This window comes from Candidatus Palauibacter irciniicola (assembly GCF_965208695.1).
Classification (GTDB): Bacteria; Gemmatimonadota; Gemmatimonadetes; order Palauibacterales; family Palauibacteraceae; genus Palauibacter; species Palauibacter irciniicola.
On sequence record NZ_OZ242352.1, the window covers coordinates 1,550,799 to 1,570,247 of the forward strand.

The window sequence follows — 19,449 nt, forward strand, 5'->3', positions numbered from 1 at the left end:
GTCAGGGAGTCACCGAAACGAGGCCGCCCGGCGCCATCTCCTCGATGCCCAGCCCGGAGTAGGGATGCTCCGCGTCCTGTCCCGCGTAGGGCTTGAGCAGATCGAAGGTCCGCATGTCCCAGGCGGCCGTCGGACAGCGCTCCGCGCACAGCCCGCAGTGAATGCAGAGGTCCTCGTCCTTCACCATGACGCGGGCCGTCTGCGGCAGCGGCTCCGACACGTAGATGTCCTGCTCCGCGTTCTCGGCCGGCGCGGTCAGCCGCGTGCGAAGTTCCGCCTCTTCCCCGTTGTGCGTGATCGTGAGGCAGCTGAGGGGACAGATGTCGATGCAGGCATCGCATTCGATGCACAGGCTGCCGGTAAAATGCGTCTGAATGTCGCAGTTCAGGCAGCGTTCGACCTCGGTCAGCGTCTGCTCGAGGTCGAACCCCTCCTCGACTTCCGTCTCGATGCTCTGGAGACGCTCCTCCAGACGGACGTGCCGCATCTTCCGCCGGTGCGCGTACTCGTAGTCGTTCGAGTAGCTCCACTCGTGGAGCCCCATCTTGGCGCTCACGAGGTTCATGTGCTCGGGCGGGCGCTTCCGGAGATCTTCGCCGTTACAGTACGCGTGGATGGAGATCGCCGCCTGATGCCCGTGCTCGGCCGCCCAGATGATGTTCTCCGGGCCCCACGCCGCGTCGCCGCCGAAGAAGACGCCCTCGCGCGTCGACATGAAGGTCGTCTTGTCGACGACCGCCTCGCGCCACTTGTTGAACTCGATCCCCGCATCGTCCTCGATCCACGGGAAGGCGGTCTCCTGCCCAATGGCGAGGATGACGGCTTCCGCCGGGAAGAACGCCTCGTCGAGCTTCGTAGAGACGAGGCGCCCCTCATCGTTCTCGTGCCATTCGACGATGTCGAAGTTCATCCCCTTCAGGACGCCGTCCTCGACGACGAACTCCGTGGGCGAGTGGTTCTCGACGATGTCGACGAGTTCCTCCTCCGCGTCCTCCAGTTCCCAGGGAGAGGCCTTGAAATACGGCTTCGACTTGCGGGCCATGACCCTGACGTTCGTGCCGCCGATCCGCTTCGACGTCCGGCAGCAGTCCATCGCGGTGTTCCCCACCCCGATGACGAGCACGTTCTCCTCGATCGAGTTCGTGTGCCCGAAGGCGACGGATTCCAGCCAGTCGATGCCGATGTAGATGTGGTCCGTGTCGTACCGGCCCGGCAGGCGCAGCTCCTTGCCGCGCGGGGCGCCGGAGCCGACGAAGACGGCGTCGAAGTCCTGCTCCAGCAGCCACTTCATGCTTTCGACGGGCGCGTTGTAGCGAATGTCCACGCCCATGTCGAGGATGTAGTCGATCTCCTCCCACAGCACTTCGGGAGGCAGGCGGAACTGCGGAATGTTCGTCCACATGAGGCCGCCCGGCCGGTCGTTCTTCTCGAAGATCGTGACCTCGTAGCCGAGGGGCATGAGGTCGCGGGCGACGGTCAGCGACGCGGGGCCCGCGCCCACGCAGGCGATCCTCTTCCCGTTCTTCTGCTTCGGGATCTCCGGGAAGCGGGGCGTGATGTCGCCCCGGAGGTCGGCGGCGACGCGCTTGAGGCGGCAGATCGCGACCGGCTTCTCCTCGACCCTTACGCGGCGGCAGGCAGGCTCGCAGGGGCGGTCGCACGTCCGGCCGAGGATGCCCGGGAAGACGTTCGACTCCCAGTTGAGCATGTAGGCGTCGTCGTACCGTTCCTGCGCGATGAGGCGGATGTAACCCGGTACGTTGGTGTGGGCCGGGCAGGCCCACTGGCAATCCACGACTTTGTGGTAGTAGTCGGGATTCTCGACGTTCGTTGGCTCCACCGTCTCTCCCTCGGGCCGACCCCGCCCGACCGTCCCCACGGCTCCGCAACCCGTGAGTCGTATGGTGAGATAACCGCCCGCAATCCTAGGGGACGAGGGGAGTTGTCGCCAGTTTTGTCGGGCGGTAGTGGCGGATCGTTGCTGCGGCGCCCGGGGCCGCGGAAGTTGAGCCGATGATCAAGCAGCCCGTGCACACGGTGGCCGGCGGGGCTCACCTCTTCCGGCGAGACACGGCGGCCAAGCTCGGACGGATCGCCGGACGCTACCTGGACCGGTACGCGCCGGACCCTGCCGCTCTGCGCGAGACCCTCGGGACTCGCGTTCCCCCGGGCACCGCGGAAGCGGTGCACCGGCGGGTACGCGTCAAGCTCGAACGGGAGCCGGTCGAGTGCTTTCTGATCGACTTCGAGGATGGGTTCGGGACCCGGTCCGAGGCGGAGGAAGATGACGCGGCGGCGACGGCGGCGAGGGAGGTCGCGGCGGGGGTCGCCGCCGGCAGTCTCCCGCCCTCGCTCGGCATCCGCATCAAGTCGCTGGACGAGGTCACCGGCGAACGGGCGTTGCGCACGCTTGAACTCTTTCTTGCGGCGTACGCGCGGACCCGGCGCGATCTGCCGGACGGATTCACCGTGCTTCTTCCCAAGATCATCGCGGCCGGCCAGGTGGAACGGCTCTCGGAGGTCCTGACTCGGCTCGAGACGACGCTCGGCCTGCCGGAGGAGGTGGTGGCGATCGACCTCATGATCGAGACGCCGCAGTCGCTCGTGGCGCCGGATGGACGGATCGCCGTGCCCGAGCTCGTCGCGGCGGCGGGCGGGCGGTGCCGCACCGTGCATCTCGGAGCGTACGACCTCACGGGCGCCGTGGCGGTCGCGGCGGAAGATCAGACGCTGGGGCACCCGTTGTGCGACGTGGCGAGGCAGCTCCTGCAGCTCTCGCTCGCCGGGACCGGCGTCCGGCTTTCGGACGGGGCGACGAACGTGCTGCCCGTCGAACCGCATCGCGGGGAGACGGCGCTCTCGCCGGCCGAACGGGCGGAGAACATGGCGGTCGTGCACCGCGCATGGCGCCTGCACTACTCCGACGTTCGGCGGTCGCTGAGCCAGGGGTTCTACCAGAGCTGGGATCTTCACCCGGCACAGCTCGTCTCCCGTTTCGCGGCCGTATTCTCGTTCTTCCTGGAGGGTCTGGACGCGGCGGCGAGCCGGCTCGACCGCTTCGTGACCGCCGCGGGACAGGCCGTCCTCACGGGATCCGTGTTCGACGATGAAGCCTCGGGCCAGGGCCTCCTGAACTTCTTCCACCGGGGGCTCGCGAGCGGCGCCCTGACGCCGGAGGAGGCGGCGCGCTCCGGTCTGACCGCCGCGGAACTCGAAACCCGGTCGTTCCGTGCGATCCTCGAGCGGCGCCGCGGGTGATCGCGGCCTGGATCGACCGCGGCGCCGTCCGCGTGCGCGAGGATCTGCCGCGGCCCTCACTCGAGCCCGGGGAGGCGATCGTCCGGGTCTCGCTGGCGGGGATCTGCGGGACGGACCTGGAGCTGATGCGGGGCTACCGCAACTTCTCGGGGATTCCGGGGCACGAGTTCGTCGGACGCGTCGAGGAGGGACCGCCCGAATGGGTCGGGGCGCGGGTCGTGGCGGAGATCAACGTCACCTGCCGCTCGCGACCTGCCGAGCCGCTCTGCCCCAGTTGCGCGAACGGCCAGCCGACGCACTGCCTCCGCCGCGAGGCGATCGGCATCCGCGGCCGGGACGGCGCGTTCGCCGAATGGCTGCGGGCGCCCGTCTCGAACCTGCATCGCGTCCCGGAGTCGCTTCCGGACGAGGTTGCCGTGTTCGCGGAGCCGGTGGCGGCCGCCTGCCGCGTTCTGCGGCAGGTGGAGGGCGACATCGAGCACGGCTGCGTGACTCGGGCGCTCGTGGTGGGGGCGGGCCGGCTGGGGCAACTCGTGGCGCGCGTGCTGGCGATCCGGTTGCCGGGGCTGGAGGTCGCCGGGAGGTCGGAGCGGAACCTGGCGCGGGCTCGCGCGGCCGGGTTCGCCGCAGGACCGGTCACCGCGGTGGAGGCGTCGGCCTACGATCTCGTCGTCGAATGCAGCGGCGCGTCGGCCGGCTTCACCGCCGCCCGCCGGGCCGTTCGGCCCCGCGGTACGATCGTTCTCAAGAGTACGCACAAAAACGATTTAGCTGTCGACATCTCATCCGTCGTGGTAGATGAAATCCGACTCCTCGGCTCCCGGTGCGGGCCCTTCGAGGACGCCCTGTCCGCACTGGAGCGAAGAGACGTCGAGGTGCGGGACCTCATCGACGACCGGCTGCCGCTCTCCGCCGCCTCCGAGGCGTTCGACCGGGCGGCGGAGCCGGGAGTCGCGAAGGTGCTTCTCGTCCCCTGACCTTGCCGGACTCAGTCGGAGAGTCGCACGGAGCGGACGCGTACGCCGCCGCCCTCGCCGGGAATCGTCCACGCGAAGAGGAATTCGTCCCCCGCCCGCACCATGCGCGGGAACCCGCTCGAGCGTTCCCCGGCGGTCTCGGAGATCAGAAGCGGCGTCCCGAGCGACCCGTCCGGCTCGACCCGCCGGGCGAGGACACGCGGTGTGTCGTTGGAAGCCTCCAGCCATACCGCGACGACCGAGCCGTCGTCGAGTCGTTCGACGTCCACGCGCCCCAGCGGGAGCCCCTCATCGACCCGGATCCGCGGGCCGAAGGTTGCGCCACCGTCGTGCGAGAATGCGGCGTACACCTGCGGGGCGCCATCGACGCCCGTGTACCACACCGCGGCGAGGGTCCGATCGTCCCCGCTCAACTGCGGGCCGTTCACGGGACAGCCCGGGATGACCCAGCCATCGGTGGACAGGGCCGCGGGTTCGGTCCAACGCTCCCCCGCCCCGCGAACCACGGCGATGTCGCGGACCTCGGATTCGCTCCGGTCGCGGTAGGCGGCCACGAGCCCTTCGCCCACGCGAGCCAGTGCGGTCTGGCAGCACTCGCACGTCCGGTCGTCGAGCAGCACCTCGGGGCCGAGATGGCCATCCGGGGCGAGGGTGCGGAAGCGGACGGACATCGCCCCGCGCTCTCCGCCTCCGCCTCCGGGGAAGTGCTCGCCGCCTCCAGCCAGGTGCTCGCCGCCGGCATCGCCCGCCATGGCGCGGGCGTCGAGCCAGGTCAGCCCCGCGCCGTCGCCCCACGGCACCATCGACACGAAGCCGTGCTCCGTCGGCGACGCGTCGTCGTGCGCGCGGAACGGCGCCGTCCACGTCATCCCGTCATCCGAAGAGAGCGCCAGCATGACATGGTAGGCGTAGGGCGCGTCGGCCACTTTCTCCAGCCAGTGAACGGCGAGCGTCCCGTCCCGCATCTCCACCGAGGACGGAAAGTCGGCCCAGTTCACGAACATCTCTTCCGACGTCCACACGGTCCGCGGCCCGGACCAGCCGTCCTCCCCGCGGATCGCCAGGCGCAAGGCGGGTACGCCCTCGTCGGGCTCGATCCACGTCAGGATGGCGCGGCTCCCGGCACCGACCGACAGGTTCGGCTCGCCGCTGGGCGGCGGCCGATCGAACTCGACATCGCCCGCCTCCAGCGACACCTGCGTTCCCCCGCCGCCGGAGCATCCGCCGAGGAGGGCCGCCACGGCAAGGAACCGGATTCGCCCCGGACCGCATCGGCCACGGACGCGCGTATCGGCTTCGGACATTCTCATCTCCCCTGGTTGAAGCCATATGATACATGCCCAACGCGGAACGGAGAACCAACGGAGAGCCAGGGACGGGAGGCCAGGTGTCACAACGTGCGTCGGTCATGCCGGGACCGGGACGACCGCTCGAGGTCCGGACCTTCGACGATCCCGATCTCGGACCGGGCGAGACGTGGCTCGAGATAGAGGCGAGCGAGGTGTGCGGGACGGATGTCCATCTCCATCACGGACGCCTCGCGGGCGTGCCCTGGCCGATCATCCCGGGGCATGTGAGCGTGGGACGCATCCGGGAGACGCGAGGTCCGGGGGTCGATGCCGCGGGACGGCCGCTGGCCGAGGGGGACGCCGTCACCTTCTTCGATGTGGTGGGCACGTGCCACCGCTGCTTCTACTGCTCCGCCGCCCGGCAGCCGAACCTGTGCCCGCACCGCCGCGTCTACGGCATCACATTCAGCGCTCGCGAAGGACTGCTCGGAGGGTGGGCGACGTCCATGCGGCTCACCGCCGACACGTCGATCTTCAAGCTGCCCGAGGGGCTCGAGACAGCGGATGTCATCGGAGGCGGCTGCGGACTCTTCACCGGTTTCGGAGCCGTCGAGCGCTCGGAACTCCGGCCGGGCGACACGGTCGTCGTCCAGGGCTCCGGCCCCGTCGGCCTCGCGGCCGCCGCCTTCGCCCGGGTCCGGGGCTGCGGCCCCCTCGTGGTCATCGGCGACCCCGACGAGCGCCTCGAACTCGCGACCGCCATGGGCGCCGACGTCACGCTCTCGCTGGACCGAACGTCGGGCCGTGACCGGTCGGCACGCGTGGCCGACCTCACGGAGGGCCGGGGCGCCGACGTCGTCATCGAAGCGAGCGGCAACCCGGCGGCGATCCCGGAGGGGTTCGCCCTCCTCCGCGAAGGAGGCACGTACGTCGTGGCGGGACACTACACGGACGTCGGTCCCGTCTCCATCAACCCGCACCTCGACATCAACCGGAAGCACGCGACCGTGAAGGGGCGCTGGGGGACCGAACTGCCGCACGTCTCGGGCGCGCTCGACCTGCTCGCGCGGCACCGCCTCCCCTTCGCCCGGGTGATCGGGGGCGAATACGGTCTCGGGGAAGCGGGTCGAGCCCTCGCCGATGTCGAGCGGCTCGCCGTCACCAAGGCGATCATCGTTCCGTCCCGGGATCGGACGATCCCCGGCTAGACCCTAGAAGTCGCCGGCGACCTGGGGGGCGGACTCGACGCGGATCGTGAGGATGTCGATGTCATGGTACTGCTGGTGGCGGATGGATGAGGCGTAGTGCCGCAGCAGCCGAAGGGGAGTCTCCGCCTCGACGGGGACCCCCGCGGCCACTTCGCTGAGCATCGCCAGCTGATCCTCGACGTTCTTCTCATCGGTCGTCGCGATGAACTCGAGATCCGCGGCAGGGCCATCGCTGCTCGCGATGAGCAGCAGGCTTCGCGCATCATCGGCGTCGGTTTCGGCCTCCGCGCGGCCGAGAATCTGCATCGTCTCTTCGCCCACCGCGCGCAGACGCGTTTCCATCTCCTCGTCCCAGCCCCTGCGCGCCGCGAACTTCACCAGGAAGGCGTCGACTTCCGACCACGTGTCGTCCGACAACCGCGTCTTGAGGCGGTGGCGACGGCCTCCCGTGACCTCCGCGAAGATGGTGAGCAGGATCACCGTGATGCCGCCGACCGTCATGCCGTTGCCGAGGAATTCCTCCCAGGCCCCGGTGATATGCTCCGGGTAGATCCAGTCGAACTGGAAGACGATGCCCAACCAGAAAGCGACGCCGACGACGAGGCCGTTGCGGTAATCCAACCCCTCCTGGAGCAGAATCTTCATCCCGAAGACGAAGATCAGCGCGACGACCACGATGAAATAGGCCGCCACGACGGGGCCGGGGATCGCGATAATGAGGGCGAGCAGCTTCGGCAGGAAGGCGAACGCCGCGAAGACGACGCCGACGCAGATGCCGATGGCGCGAGAGGTGACGCCGGTGAGTTCGGCCACGGCGATGCCCACGCCGTAGGTCGTGTTGGGGACGGTCCCCGCCAGACCGGAGAGGAGGTTGCCCGCGCCGTCGGCGGCGATCGCCCCCTGGATGGAGCGGAAGTCGATCGCGCGCGGCCTGCGCCAGGAAACTCGCTGAATCGCGATCGCGTCGCCGAGCGTGTCCATCGCGCTCACGAGCGTCACCATGAGGAAGGACGGCAGCAGAGCCCAGAACTCGGGGCGGAAGCTCAGATCGAGACCGGGGTACGCCAGATCCGGCAGGCCGATCCAGCGGGCTTCGTAGACCGTGGACAGGTCGTAGATCCCGAACCCGAGGCCGGCCACGAGAGATCCGGCGACGATCCCGAGGGCCGGGGCCCACAGCCGAAGGGCGCCGGAGAACCGAAGCGGGACCAGGACCGTGACCGCCAGCGTCACGCCGGCCACGAGCGGACCCGTGGCGGTCGGGGCTCCGGCCGGGACCTCGGCGAGCTTCCGCAGGATCATCGGGGTGAGCGTCACCGGGATCAGGATCAGCACGGTGCCCGCCACGGTGGGCGTGAACACCCGGCGCAGGAGCGCCATCCTGGACGCGAGCAGGAACTGGACCAGCGACGAGGCGATGATCAGCACCGCGAGCATGCCCGGCCCGCCCTGCTCGATGGCGGTGACGCTCACCGCGATGAAGGCGCTCGTGCTCCCCATGATGAGCACGTAGCCGGCGCCGATCCGTCCCACTCTGCGCGCCTGGATCGCCGTCGTGACCCCGCTGATCACGAGCGCCGCGAACACCGCCCACGACAGGTATTCGGTGCTGCCGCCCGCCACGGTGATCATGACCGTCGGCGTGAGCACGATGCTGGCGAGGCAGATGAGCGCGTACTGGACGCCGAGTCCGGCGGCCATGGGGAGCGGGGGGCGTTCGTCCGGCTCGAAGCGCACGTCCTGGCGGGCGAGCCCGGGGCCGGAACCCGCCATCAGGCGCCGCCTCCCCCGGCGAGCGCTTCGGCGGGCGCCGCGGAGCGCCAGCGCTCGGGGTGGGCCTCGAGGCGCTCCACGGCTTCCGCGAGGACCTCGAGCGCCAGGTCGATGGTGTCGAGGTGCGTCCGGAACGCGAGCGCCGCCATCCTGAGCAGGAAGGTCCCGTCGATCGTCGTGGAGGAGAGGAAGACCCGGCCATCGCGGTGCGTCTCTTCGATCAGGGCCCGGTTGAAGGCGTCCGCGTCGCCCGACTCCGGGACCCAGCGGTAGGTGACCACCGACAGCGGCGGCTCCGGACCCACCTCGAACCCGAGCGCCTCGATCTCCCGGTGGAAATACCGTGCGAGTTCGAGCTTCTCCCGAAGGCAGGCCTTGAACGGCGCCTCCCCGTGAAGGAGGAGCGGCAGCCAGACCCGCAGTCCGCGAAAATGCTTGGTGAGTTCGGGCGATACGGCGGCGGGAGAGGGCCCCCAGCGCTCGGCCTCGACCGTGTCCTGCAGATAGCTGGCGCCGGAGGCGTGCGCCTCCGCCAGGGCGTTCCCGTCGCGGACGAGCACGGCGCCGGTCCCGTAGGGGAGGAACATGCCCTTGTGCGGGTCGAGGACGAGGGAATCCGAGCGTTCCAGTCCCGCGAGCGCGGGCCGCATCTCCTCGAGCAGGGCGAAGAAGCCGCCGTAGGCGCCGTCCACGTGGAACCAGAGATCCTCGCGCTCGGCGACGTCCGCGATCTCCGCGAGCGGGTCGATGGCGCCGATGTCCACGGTGCCCGCCGATGCGAATACGAGCCAGGGCCGGAGTCCGCGCGCGCGGTCCTCCGCCACGGACTCGGCGAGCGCGTCCACCCGCATCCGGAAGTCGCCGTCCAGCGGGACGTCCCGCCGCACCGCCTCTCCCACCCCGGCCATTCTGAGCGCCTTGTGGAGGCAGTGGTGGAGGTGGGGCGAGGAGTAGACGACCGCCCGCTCGTAGTCGCGGGCGCGCAGTCCGGCCGCCTCGCGGGCGGTGACGACGGCGATGAGGCTCGCGATCGAGCCTCCCGAGGCAAGGTTGCCGGCGCACGTGGCCGGGTATCCCGTGAAGCGCGCCATCCAGCCGAGGATGACGTTCTCCATCTCGACCGCGCCCGGCCCGGTGAACCGTACGCCGGCGTATTCGTTCGTGACGGCCGCAAGATAGTCCGCCAGCGAAGAGGCGTAGATGCCGCCACCGGGGATGTACCCGAGGTGTCCGCCGTGCGAGGGCACGAGTCCCACGCCCACGACGGACTCGTCGATCCGGTCGATGAGCCCCTCGATGGGCCGCGTATCGGTCCCGGCGCCGAGTTCCCGTATCTCGGCGACGGAGGACTTGTCGTGCCGGTAGGCGGGCCGTTCGGGGAGTCCGTCGAGGAACCGCTGCGCGTAGGCGTGCACCTCGGCCATGAGGCGGTCGCGCTCGCCCGCGTCGGGGTCGAGCGGCCGCGCAGCCTGCTCCAGTTCCAGGATCCGGGACCGCTGCCGACTTGAGATCGAGCGCATGATGCGATCCTATCCCTTTCGTTCGGGGGACGCGAGCTTTCCGGCCACGGGCTGCTGGCCCCCTTCCGGTCGCTTTCCGTCTACGGGAGGATCCCGCTTGTATCCGCGTCGCAAGTCATTCTGGAGGTACGGTCTCGCTGCCGCGCTCGTCGCCGGGTTCGCGTCCGCCGCCGAGGCGCAGTCGCGCGCGGAACGGGCGGAAGGCTACCTGCGGTCCTTCCACGATCTGCGGCTCTTCAACGGCGCGGCGCTCATCGTCGACGAGGGCGAGGTCCTGTTCGAGGGAGGGTTCGGACGGTCGGACTTCGCGGAGGGCGGCGCCAACGACCCGAGCACGCGGTTCCGCATCGCGTCGCTGACGAAGCAGTTCACGGCCGCGCTCATCCTGAGACTCGAGGAGGAGGGACTGTTGCGAGTCGAGGACCCGGTGGGCCGCTATGTCGAGGAGTATCCGCCGGAGTTCGCGGAACGGATCACGCTCCACCACCTGCTCACGCACACCTCCGGGTTGCCGAGCTACACGAACCTGCCGGGGTTCATGGACTGGGAGGCCGCGACCCCGTTCTCGCCGGACGAGATCGTCGCCCTGACCTGGGAGGCCCCCCTCTCCTTCGAGCCGGGTACCGATTTCGAGTATTCCAACTCGGGCTACGTACTCCTTGGCTGGATCGCGGAACGCGTCACGGGGCTTAGCTACGAGGGAGCGCTCCGCACGTACGTGCTCGACCCGCTGGAACTGCGCGATACCGGATACGATCACGCGCTCTGGCCGCCGGAGGGCCACGCAGGCGGCCACACGCGCAACCTCGTCGGCTATCGGCCGGCGCGCCTGATCGACCCGTCGGTGCCCTATTCCGCCGGCATGCTCTACTCCACCGTGGGCGATCTCGCGCGCTGGGCCACGAACCTCTTCGTCGAAGGAGGTCTGTTCCGGGACCCGGAGACGCTGGCGCGCATGACGACGCCGGGCCTCGAATCCGGGGCGTACGGGTACGGCGTGGGGGTGCGGACGCGGGATATCGGGCAGGACCGCGGCGTGCGCGCGATCGAACACTCGGGAGGGATCTTCGGCTTCTCCGCCTGGCTGCGCGTCTTCCCGGACCACGGCCGGCTCATCGTGCTGCTGGACAACACCTCCTCCGACCTGGGACCGCTCGTGGATGGGTTGACGAATCTGCTGTGGGGCGCCGAGGCCGTGCGCCCGAAACCTTCGATCGCGGAGCGGCTGCTGCCGGTCGTCGAGGCGGGCGGGGTCGAGGCGGCGATGTCGAGGTACGACAACTGGCGGCGCACGCGACCGGAGGATTACGACTACTCTCCCGGCCAGATCCTGAGGCTCGCGGGCCATTTCCGGGAGCGCGAGCCGGGCACGGCCATCGCAATCCTGGAGGCCTACGCGGCCGGAACGCCGGAACCTCCCGCCATCCGCTTCGCGCTGTCCGAGCTTCACGAAGAGGCCGGGGCCCCGGACGCGGCGTCCGACCACATCCGGGAGGCGCTCACGTACAATCCCGGAATGCCCCGGCTCCTGGGGCGTCTGTCGGACCTGGGCGTCGAACCCGATCCGGCGCTTCGGCTCCCCATCGTGCGCCTGGAACCCGAGAACCTGTCCCTCTTCGTGGGCGAGTACCGCATCGACCCGGCCACGACCCTGACCGTGACGCTCGAGGAGGGCGTGCTCATGGCGGCCCGCACCGGCGAGGCCGCGTTCCGACTCCTTCCCCAGTCCCCGACCACCTTCCTTCTGCGCGGTTCCGCCGTGCAGTTCGTGTTCGAGGTCGTGGACGGCGTCGCGGCGGCGGTCTCCGTCGTGGAAGCCGACCAGCGCCTCGCCTTCCCGAGAATCGGACGCTGAGTCGGCGGCCATCGACATGCACGACTTCGCCGTGATCGGGCTCGGGGCCATCGGAAGCGCAACCGCGGCCGAATTCGTCCGGCGAGGACATTCGGTGGTCGGATTCGACCGCTACACGCCACCGCACACGATGGGGTCGGCGCACAGCGACACGCGGATGATCCGCGCGGCGTGGTACCACGGGTCGCCGTACATGCCGCTCGTCCGCGACGCCTTCCGGTGCTGGAAGAAGCTCGAGCGCTCGTCCGGCCGAACGCTGCTGCGGACGGCGGGCGCCCTCATGATGGGGCCGGAAGACGGCCGCGTGTTCGCGGGGAGCCCGCTTCTCGACGCCCGGCCGGGCACCGACGACGTCCCCCTCTCCGCGGAGGAAGTCGCCGAGCGGTTCCCCTGGCTCCGCCCGGATCCCGGGACCGTCACCATCTACGAACCGGGTGCCGCCATCCTCTCGCTGGAGGCCTGCCTCGAGGCGATGCTGGAGGCGGCCGGGGGCGCGGACTTGCGCTTCGACGAGCCCGCGATCGCGTGGTCCGCTTCGGCCTCGGGCGTCCGGATCCGGACGGAACGGGGAGAATACGCGGCGCGCCGGCTCGCCATCGCCGCGGGAGCCTGGACTCCGCAACTGGTTCCCGCACTTTCCCTGCCGCTCGAGGTGGAGCGCACGGTGCAGTACTGGTTCGAACCCGCCGGGCCGCATGCGGACACGCTCGCGGAGGGTCCCGCCTGGGTGTGGGAGCTCGAACGGGAGGGGACGTGGTACGGGTTCCCGCCGACGGCGCGAGGCCTCAAGGCGGGGATGCACTTTCAGGCCGGACGCGGGACCGATGTCGGGCGGGTCGACCGCGAGGTCGGGACCACGGAGACGGAGGAACTGCGAAGGCTGTTCAGGCGGTACGCGCCGGGCGTGGCGGGCGCGCGGGCCCACGCGTCCGTCTGTCTCTACACGAACACGCCCGACGAGCACTTCATTCTGGACCGCCACCCGGGCCATCCCGGAGTTGTGCTTTTCGCCGGCGGCTCCGGGCACGCGTTCAAGTTCGCCCCCGTCCTCGGGTCGCTCATGGCCGACCTCCTCGCGGATGAGCTACCCCGTGACGCACCGCCGATCTTCTCGATCGGCCGGTTTGGGTGAGACGAGAGACCGTCGCCGACGGCGCCCGCGCGAGGTAGCCGAACTCATCCCCCGGGCTCGGGAGTCAGCGGGATCTCGCGGTTCAGGTCTATGTCCACGGCGTTGCCGCACAGCGTGCCCGAGGCACTCCCCGTCTGCATCAGATCGCCGAAGTCCAGCCGGGATTCCACCGTGACGGAAACCTCGCAGGTCCCGGCTCCTTCCTCGAGTTCGTATGCGAGAGACCCGACCATCGACACGTTCATGTCGAACACGAACACAAGCGCTTCCGGCATGGAGAACGCGTACGAGCCCGTCTGTCGGAGGCTGGGAGCCCCATCGAGCGTGAACGTCCTGCCGCGGGCAGTTTCCACGCAGTCCTCCGGCACGATCGTCAGGTTCGCCAGCAACCTGATCCCGGTGTCGGTTTCCGACGGGATCAGCGTACCGCCCGCGTTGACCAGCCCGCCCCCCGAGCAGTCGGCCGTCAGGCTCACGGAACCGGCGAAGGAGGCCGGGTCCGCCTCCAGCGCCCTCGCCCCGACGAGGTTGATGGCGTCGAGCAGCGCCTCGCTCTCCTCCAACGTCAGCGTGGGCTCCTCCGGCCCCGCCGTGTCGTCGCTGCAGCCCACCACCCCAAGAACCATGGCCAGCAGGACTCCGCTTCGTAGCGCCGTTCCTTTGATCGTCATCTCCCCACCCCTCCTCGCTTCCCAACCAATCCGGCCATCCCGCCATCGACGGGCTTCACTACTCTACTGACGGCCCAAGGGTCCCCGCCGTCACCCGTTCCGGTCGCCGGCGAAGCGGAGGAAGAGGGCCGGGACGACGACCATGTTGAGCGTGGTGGAGGTCAGCAGACCCCCGAGTACGACGACGGCGAGCGGGGCCTGGATCTCCTTGCCGGGTTCGCCGAGGCCCAGGGCGAGCGGAACGAGCGCGAGGCCCGCCGTGAGCGCCGTCATGAGGATGGGACTGAGACGTTCCATGGAGCCGCGCCGGATGCTCGGCCCCAGCCCGGCGCCAGCCGCACGCAGATCCTGGTAGCGGCTCACGAGAAGGATCCCGTTTCGCACGGCGATGCCGAACAGCGTGATGAGCCCGACCAGCGTCGCGATGTTCACGGTGCCGCCGATGAGCAGCACCGCGAGCACGCCTCCCGCCAGTGCCAGAGGCAGGTTCACCATGAGAAGAGCGGCGATCCGGGCGCTCCCGAACGTCCGGAACATGATGAGGAAGATCGCGGCGATCGAGAACAGCGAGAGCAGCGTGATGCGCCGCGTCGCCTCCCGCCCGCTCTCGAACTGGCCCCCGTACTGGACGTAGTAGCCCGGCGGCAGTTCGACCTCGGCGGCGACCCGCGCCTGAAGCTCCTCCGCCGCCCCGCCGACGTCGCGCCCCGCGACGTTCGCGCTCACGACGATTTTCCGCTGCACGTTCTCCCGGCTGATCGTGTTGGGGCCCAGCGACGGCACGATCGAAGCCAGTTGCGACAGCGGCACCGTGGCGCCCGCCGGGGTCGTCATCAGCGTCCGGCCGATCGCTTCGGGGTCCGTGCGGTGTTCGTCCGCGTAGCGCACCACGAGATCGAACGCGCGATCGCCCTCCCGGATGAGCGATACCTCCTCTCCCTGGAACGCGACGTCGACGGCCGCGGCCATCTGCGCCGGCGTGACGCCGTGGCGGGCCATGGCGCGGCGGTCGGCGCGGATCTGAAGCTGGGGGATGTCCGCCTGCCGCTCGACGGAGACGTCCACGAGCCCCTCCACCGTCCCCGCGACGGTCTCGATCTCGGCGGCAATGTCGCGCAGTTGCCGGAGGTCGGGGCCGAACAGATTGGCCGCGATGGCGGCCCGCGTGCCGGAAAGCATGTGGTCGATCCGGTGTCCGATCGGCTGTCCGATCGTGACGTTGGTGCCGGGGAGTCCCGCCAGGCCGTCCCGGAGGGTGGCCATGACTTCCTCCAGGTCATACTCCGAGAGGTCCAGCCGCGCGTCGACTTCGGAGGCGTTGGCGCCCTGCGCGTGCTCGTCGAGCTCGGCCCGGCCGGTCCGCCGCGAGGTGGAGACGACGGCAGGGTGCGCCAGGAGTTGGCGCTCCACGCGGGCGCCGATCGCGTCGGACTCCATTAGTGAGGTTCCGGGCAGGCTCACGACGGAGATGGTGAGCGTTCCCTCCTGGAACTCGGGCAGGAAGCCGCGCCCCAGCAGCGGCACGAGCGCCAGGGTGCCGGCCAGCAGGAGCGTCGCACCGGCAAGCACCGCCCCGGAACGGCGAAGCGCCCCATCGAGCACGCGCCCGTACGCCCGTTCGATCCCGCGCATCAGCCAGGGATCGCGCGGACGGCCGATCGCCCGGTCCCCCGGCAGCAGCATGTGGCAGAGCGCCGGCGTCACCGTCACCGCGACGAGCAGCGACGAGAGAATGCTCACGATGTACGCCAGCCCCAGCGGTCGGAGCATGCGCCCCTCTACGCCCGAGAGGAAGAAGAGCGGGACGAAGACGATGGAGATGATGAGCGTGGCGCTGAGGATCGGGTTCCGGATCTCCCGCGCCGCGTCCCGGACGAGGGCCAGCGTTCGCCGTCGGCGCTCCGGCGGACGGCGGCGGTCTTCGCGCAGACGGCGGTACACGTTCTCGACGACGATGATCGCGTCATCGACCAGCGCTCCGATGGCGATGGCCATGCCGCCCAGCGTCATCGTGTTGATCGTCCCCCCGAGGAGCCGCAGCACGATGACCGCGAGCGCCAGCGAGAGCGGGATCGCAAGCACGGAGATCGCCGTCGTCCTCAGGTTCCACAGGAAGAGCAGGAGCACCGCGACGACGAGCAGCGCGCCGTCGCGCAGGGCTTCGATCACGTTCTCTACGGCAAGTGATATGAAATCGGCCTGCCGGAACACGGACCTCTCGAACGCCACGCCCGCGGGGAGTTCCGCTTCGATCTCGCTCAGTTCGGCGTCGATCCGCTCCGTCAGCTCCAGCGTGTTCGCGCCGGGCTGCTTCTGGATCGAGAGCACGACGGCGGGCTCCGCGTTCACGGAAGCGGTGCCGAGCCGGACGCGCGGACCGATCCGGACTTCCGCCAGGTCCTCGATGAGGACGGGTACCCCCTCCTTCAAAGCGACGACGGTGAGACCGATCTCCTCCAGGTCGCGCGCGCGACCGATGCCGCGGATCAGGATCTCGCGACCGCCCGAACGATAGACGCCTCCGGACGCGTTCCGGTTCGATCCGGCCGCCGCCTCCAGTACCTCGTCGAGCCCGACGCCGTACGCGAGCAGGCGCTCGGGCCGGATCAGGATCTGGTACTGGCGGACCTGTCCGCCGATCGACACCACCTGCGAGACGCCGGGTACGGCGAGCAGTCTGCGCCGCACGGTCCAGTCCGCGGCGGTCCGTGCCTCCATGAGTTGCGGAGCGGGCGCGCTCATGCCGACGAGCAGGATCTCGCCCATGATCGAACTCACGGGCGCGAGGACGGGGGCGCTCACGTCCTCCGGCAGTTGGGCCGTGGCGAGTTGAAGCCGCTCGTTCACGATCTGCCGGGCGCGGAGGATGTCCGTCCCCCAGTCGAAATCCACCCAGACGATGCTGATCCCCTGCGCCGAACTCGACCGGACCCGGCGCACGCCGGCGGCACCGTTCACCGCCGTTTCGATCGGGAAAGTGACGAGGCTCTCGACCTCTTCCGGGGCCAGCCCGTGGGCGTCGCTGAGCACCGTCACCGTGGGGGCGGTGAGGTCGGGAAAGACGTCGACGGGCAGCGTGGCGCCCACCCAGCCCCCGCCCGCCAGGAGGAGGGCCCCGGCGGCCACGGCGAGGAAGCGGTTCTCCAGCGAGGCATGGACGAGCCGGTCCAGCAGTCTGGTGCTCAGTGCGGATGTCCGTGGTCCGAGATCTCCACGTCGCCGAGCGAGGCCAGTCTCACCTGATAGGCACCGACGGCGACCACCTGCTCCCCGCTCGCGACCCCGGAGTGAACGATGGTCCACGAACCGTCCGAGGGGCCGGTCTCCACCACCCGCCGCTGAAACGCTTCGCCGCCGACCTTCACGTAGACGACGGAGAGCCCGTCCTCGTCCAGGATGGCCGGCGTCGGGACGGCCACCCCTTCCACGGGCTCGCCAAGGAGCACATGTCCTTCGGCCAGCATCCCCACCTTGAGCACGCCGTCCGGGTTCGCCACCGCAAACCGGATCGGCAGCGCCCGGCTCCCCGCATCGATGATGCTGCCCACGGACACCACGCGGTCGGCGGCATGCGCCCGGGTGGCGCCTTCGACGGTGAACCATGCTCCGCGGACTTCGCCGGCCGCCTCGGCATGGCGGGCCGGGACCCGCGCGACGAACCAGAGGGTGTCGGGACGCACTACCGTGAACGCGTGCGTCCCGACGGCGACGTGCTCGCCGGGCGCCACGTGGCGATCCGCGATCACGCCCCCGATCGGACTCCGAAGCCGGTAGACGTGCGGGTCGGAACCGCCGTCCTCGTCGGCGGAGCGAATGCCTCCCACGGCTTCGAACGCCGCCCGGGCCACCTCGAGGTTGTGGCGCGCCTCCTCCAGGCGGCGCTCGGCGATGGCGCCGGCAGCGAACAGACGCTCCGCCCGGTCCGCCTCGCGCTCGGCCTCCACGACGTCGGCCCGCATGCGGGCGTACGAATCGTCGAGGCTCGTCGGGGCGATGAGCGCCAACGTCTCCCCCTCCCGCACGCGCTCGCCGGGGGCGGGCGACGGCCCCTGGACGAGCAGGAGGCCTTCCACCGGCGTCGAGACGTGCGCGAGGCCGCCCGCCGGGGCCGTGACCTCTCCGGTCACCGGGATCGAATTCGGGATCCGGCGCGTCTCGGCGACCGCCACCTCGAACGGCATCGCCCACTGCTCTTCCTTCGGTAGCGCGATCAGCCCGGGAAGCGGCTGCTCCTCGTCGTGCGGGAGCGCCTCTTCGCTCGTGAACACCTCCAGTTGTCCCACCGGGATCGCGTGGTCCGCACCGCGGGCCGTGAGGGTCAGGTCCGCCCGCCACGTCCCGGTCTCCGTGAGGGTCGGGCTCGCAGCGTAGACCCCCGGGGTCGCCGGGGCCTGGAGCACGATCTCTTCGCGGGCGCCGCCCGGTCCCCGGAGCAGGAGCACGAGCCGTCCCTCTCGCACCGGCTTCCAGTCCTCCAGCCAGGTGAGGTAGATGGCCCACGGTTCGCTCCGGACGTCCCGGACGTGCGGCGGGTACTCGACGAAGAGTTCGAGCGACTCGGTCCAGTGCGTCACCACGCCGCCGCCGGCATGGGAATGCGTGGCTGCCGCCGCCTGGTCGGCGGGGGGCGAATCGCACCCTACACAAGAGAGCACCGCCACGAAGGCGAGCGCCCGGGTCACGCGCATGACACCTCCTGAAATGCGAACCTGTCCGGTCCGTTCAACGTTGCCCGACTCCCGGCCGGGTGCCAGAGCGCCCGAAACCTCGACCCGGGAGCTACCCGTACTGTAGCTTGAAGCCTACGCCATGCGCGGAAGAGGGAGACCTGATGAGAAAGATCGCCATCGCCGTCGCCGTGATCGTCATTCGGAAGCTGCTCAAGAAGCTCTGACGGCGGGACGGGATACGCCCGGTTCCCGCCGGGCCCTCGGTTCCCGTTAGTCCGGGGCGGGTCCGATCCGTCCCGGCCGCATCGCCGTGAGGAACTTCACGGGTCTCAGCGCGTCCCGGTCGTACGAGAAGTAGATGAAGAAGGGCCTGCCCCGCATCTTCCCGCGCTCGACGAACCCCCAGTAGCGCGAATCGAGGCTCTCGTCCCGGTTGTCCCCCAGCATGAAGTAGCGTTCCGGCGGCACCACGAGCGGTCCCCAGTTCTGTCGCGTGGGTTCGTACTCGCCCCGTTCCGGATCCGGAATCAGGTGCGCCAGTTGCCACTGCATCCGGGGATCCCGTTCATCCAGCACTCGCGGATTCCGGCGGACGTAGGGTTCGTCGGGGGCGACGCCGTTCCGGTAGAAGACGCCTCCCTCCATGCGGAGCGTGTCTCCGGGCAGACCCACGGTGCGCTTGACGATGTCCAGCCCCGGAGAATGGTCCGCCCTGAACACGATGATGTCCCCGTACTCCGGCTCGGCGTATCCCGGCACGCGGGCATTCGTAAACGGGATCGGCGCACCGAGCGATGTCTTGTTCACCAGCAGGAAATCGCCGACCAGGAGCGTCCCCTCCATCGACCCCGACGTGATGACGAACGTCGCCAGCAGGAACGTCCGGAAGAAGATGAAGATGAGGAAGGCGACGAGCAGCGTGCGCGCCCAGTCGCGGAACCACTCCGCGCTGAACGCCGCCGGAGACGGGGGACGTTCCCGCGTTTCCGCGGCGTCGTCCGCCTCTCCGGTACGGCCCTTCGCTCTGCGGCTTCGTGCCATGTTCGGCGTGCTCTTTGCGGGGATCGCCGGCGCGCCGGGCGCCGGGTGTCATCGT

At 69.9% G+C, this 19,449-nt stretch carries 13 protein-coding genes; 5 read left to right on the forward strand and 8 right to left on the reverse strand.

Going from position 1 to position 19,449, the window contains the following annotated elements; all coding sequences use genetic code 11:
• Position 1: 1 nt before the first annotated feature.
• Positions 2–1,840, reverse strand: a complete 1,839-nt coding sequence (locus ACOGI9_RS06690) for an FAD-dependent oxidoreductase (protein WP_419859084.1) — start codon at positions 1,838–1,840, stop codon at positions 2–4.
• A 173-nt stretch (positions 1,841–2,013) separates the two neighbouring features.
• Here ACOGI9_RS06690 and ACOGI9_RS06695 point away from each other — a divergent pair, with 173 nt between their 5' ends.
• Positions 2,014–3,258: a DUF6986 family protein gene (locus ACOGI9_RS06695; protein WP_419859085.1), complete on the forward strand. Its 1,245-nt coding sequence runs from the start codon at positions 2,014–2,016 to the stop codon at positions 3,256–3,258.
• On the forward strand, positions 3,255–4,235 hold the full coding sequence (locus tag ACOGI9_RS06700) for an alcohol dehydrogenase catalytic domain-containing protein (protein ID WP_419859086.1): 981 nt from the start codon (positions 3,255–3,257) through the stop codon (positions 4,233–4,235). The genes ACOGI9_RS06695 and ACOGI9_RS06700 overlap by 4 nt, the downstream gene beginning before the upstream one ends.
• A gap of 11 nt (positions 4,236–4,246) precedes the next feature.
• Here ACOGI9_RS06700 and ACOGI9_RS06705 read toward each other — a convergent pair whose 3' ends face one another.
• Positions 4,247–5,539: a sialidase family protein gene (locus ACOGI9_RS06705; RefSeq protein ID WP_419859087.1), complete on the reverse strand. Its 1,293-nt coding sequence runs from the start codon at positions 5,537–5,539 to the stop codon at positions 4,247–4,249.
• Between the two features lie 83 nt (positions 5,540–5,622).
• On the opposite strand from ACOGI9_RS06705, the gene ACOGI9_RS06710 reads away from it, so the two are divergent.
• Positions 5,623–6,732, forward strand: a complete 1,110-nt coding sequence (locus tag ACOGI9_RS06710; RefSeq protein ID WP_419859088.1) for a zinc-binding dehydrogenase — start codon at positions 5,623–5,625, stop codon at positions 6,730–6,732.
• 3 nt (positions 6,733–6,735) lie between these two features.
• Here the strand turns inward: ACOGI9_RS06710 and ACOGI9_RS06715 are convergent, their stop codons facing one another.
• Complete coding sequence (locus tag ACOGI9_RS06715) at positions 6,736–8,505, reverse strand: uracil-xanthine permease family protein (RefSeq protein ID WP_419859089.1); 1,770 nt, start codon at positions 8,503–8,505, stop codon at positions 6,736–6,738.
• Positions 8,505–10,025, reverse strand: a complete 1,521-nt coding sequence (locus ACOGI9_RS06720) for a pyridoxal phosphate-dependent decarboxylase family protein (protein ID WP_419859090.1) — start codon at positions 10,023–10,025, stop codon at positions 8,505–8,507. The genes ACOGI9_RS06715 and ACOGI9_RS06720 overlap by 1 nt, the downstream gene beginning before the upstream one ends.
• Positions 10,026–10,122: 97 nt before the next feature.
• Here ACOGI9_RS06720 and ACOGI9_RS06725 point away from each other — a divergent pair, with 97 nt between their 5' ends.
• Positions 10,123–11,880, forward strand: coding sequence for a serine hydrolase (locus tag ACOGI9_RS06725; protein ID WP_419859091.1), 1,758 nt, complete (start codon positions 10,123–10,125; stop codon positions 11,878–11,880).
• 16 nt (positions 11,881–11,896) lie between these two features.
• On the forward strand, positions 11,897–13,012 hold the full coding sequence (solA, locus tag ACOGI9_RS06730) for an N-methyl-L-tryptophan oxidase (RefSeq protein WP_419859092.1): 1,116 nt from the start codon (positions 11,897–11,899) through the stop codon (positions 13,010–13,012).
• Between the two features lie 44 nt (positions 13,013–13,056).
• Here the strand turns inward: solA and ACOGI9_RS06735 are convergent, their stop codons facing one another.
• The 4 genes from ACOGI9_RS06735 to lepB all read right to left on the reverse strand — a co-directional run bounded on the left by ACOGI9_RS06735 (position 13,057) and on the right by lepB (position 19,394).
• Positions 13,057–13,683 (reverse strand): hypothetical protein, encoded by a 627-nt coding sequence (locus ACOGI9_RS06735; RefSeq protein WP_419859093.1) that lies wholly within the window; start codon positions 13,681–13,683, stop codon positions 13,057–13,059.
• 90 nt (positions 13,684–13,773) lie between these two features.
• Complete coding sequence (locus ACOGI9_RS06740) at positions 13,774–16,869, reverse strand: efflux RND transporter permease subunit (protein WP_419859251.1); 3,096 nt, start codon at positions 16,867–16,869, stop codon at positions 13,774–13,776.
• Positions 16,866–18,371: an efflux RND transporter periplasmic adaptor subunit gene (locus tag ACOGI9_RS06745; RefSeq protein ID WP_419859094.1), complete on the reverse strand. Its 1,506-nt coding sequence runs from the start codon at positions 18,369–18,371 to the stop codon at positions 16,866–16,868. The genes ACOGI9_RS06740 and ACOGI9_RS06745 overlap by 4 nt, the downstream gene beginning before the upstream one ends.
• A gap of 252 nt (positions 18,372–18,623) precedes the next feature.
• Positions 18,624–19,394 carry a signal peptidase I gene (gene lepB / locus ACOGI9_RS06750; protein WP_419859095.1) on the reverse strand — a complete coding sequence of 257 codons (771 nt, stop codon included), beginning with the start codon at positions 19,392–19,394 and terminating at the stop codon, positions 18,624–18,626.
• Positions 19,395–19,449 lie beyond the last annotated feature (55 nt).

Excerpts from the sequence above, each read along its gene's own strand:
- ACOGI9_RS06695 (WP_419859085.1), top strand. The coding sequence starts at position 2,014 with ATGATCAAGCAGCCCGTGCACACGGTGGCCGGCGGGGCTCACCTCTTC.
- ACOGI9_RS06705 (WP_419859087.1), bottom strand. The coding sequence starts at position 5,539 with ATGTCCGAAGCCGATACGCGCGTCCGTGGCCGATGCGGTCCGGGGCGA.
- ACOGI9_RS06715 (WP_419859089.1), bottom strand. The coding sequence starts at position 8,505 with ATGGCGGGTTCCGGCCCCGGGCTCGCCCGCCAGGACGTGCGCTTCGAG.
- ACOGI9_RS06720 (WP_419859090.1), bottom strand. The coding sequence starts at position 10,025 with ATGCGCTCGATCTCAAGTCGGCAGCGGTCCCGGATCCTGGAACTGGAG.
- solA (WP_419859092.1), top strand. The coding sequence starts at position 11,897 with ATGCACGACTTCGCCGTGATCGGGCTCGGGGCCATCGGAAGCGCAACC.
- ACOGI9_RS06735 (WP_419859093.1), bottom strand. The coding sequence starts at position 13,683 with ATGACGATCAAAGGAACGGCGCTACGAAGCGGAGTCCTGCTGGCCATG.
- ACOGI9_RS06745 (WP_419859094.1), bottom strand. The coding sequence starts at position 18,371 with ATGCGCGTGACCCGGGCGCTCGCCTTCGTGGCGGTGCTCTCTTGTGTA.
- lepB (WP_419859095.1), bottom strand. The coding sequence starts at position 19,394 with ATGGCACGAAGCCGCAGAGCGAAGGGCCGTACCGGAGAGGCGGACGAC.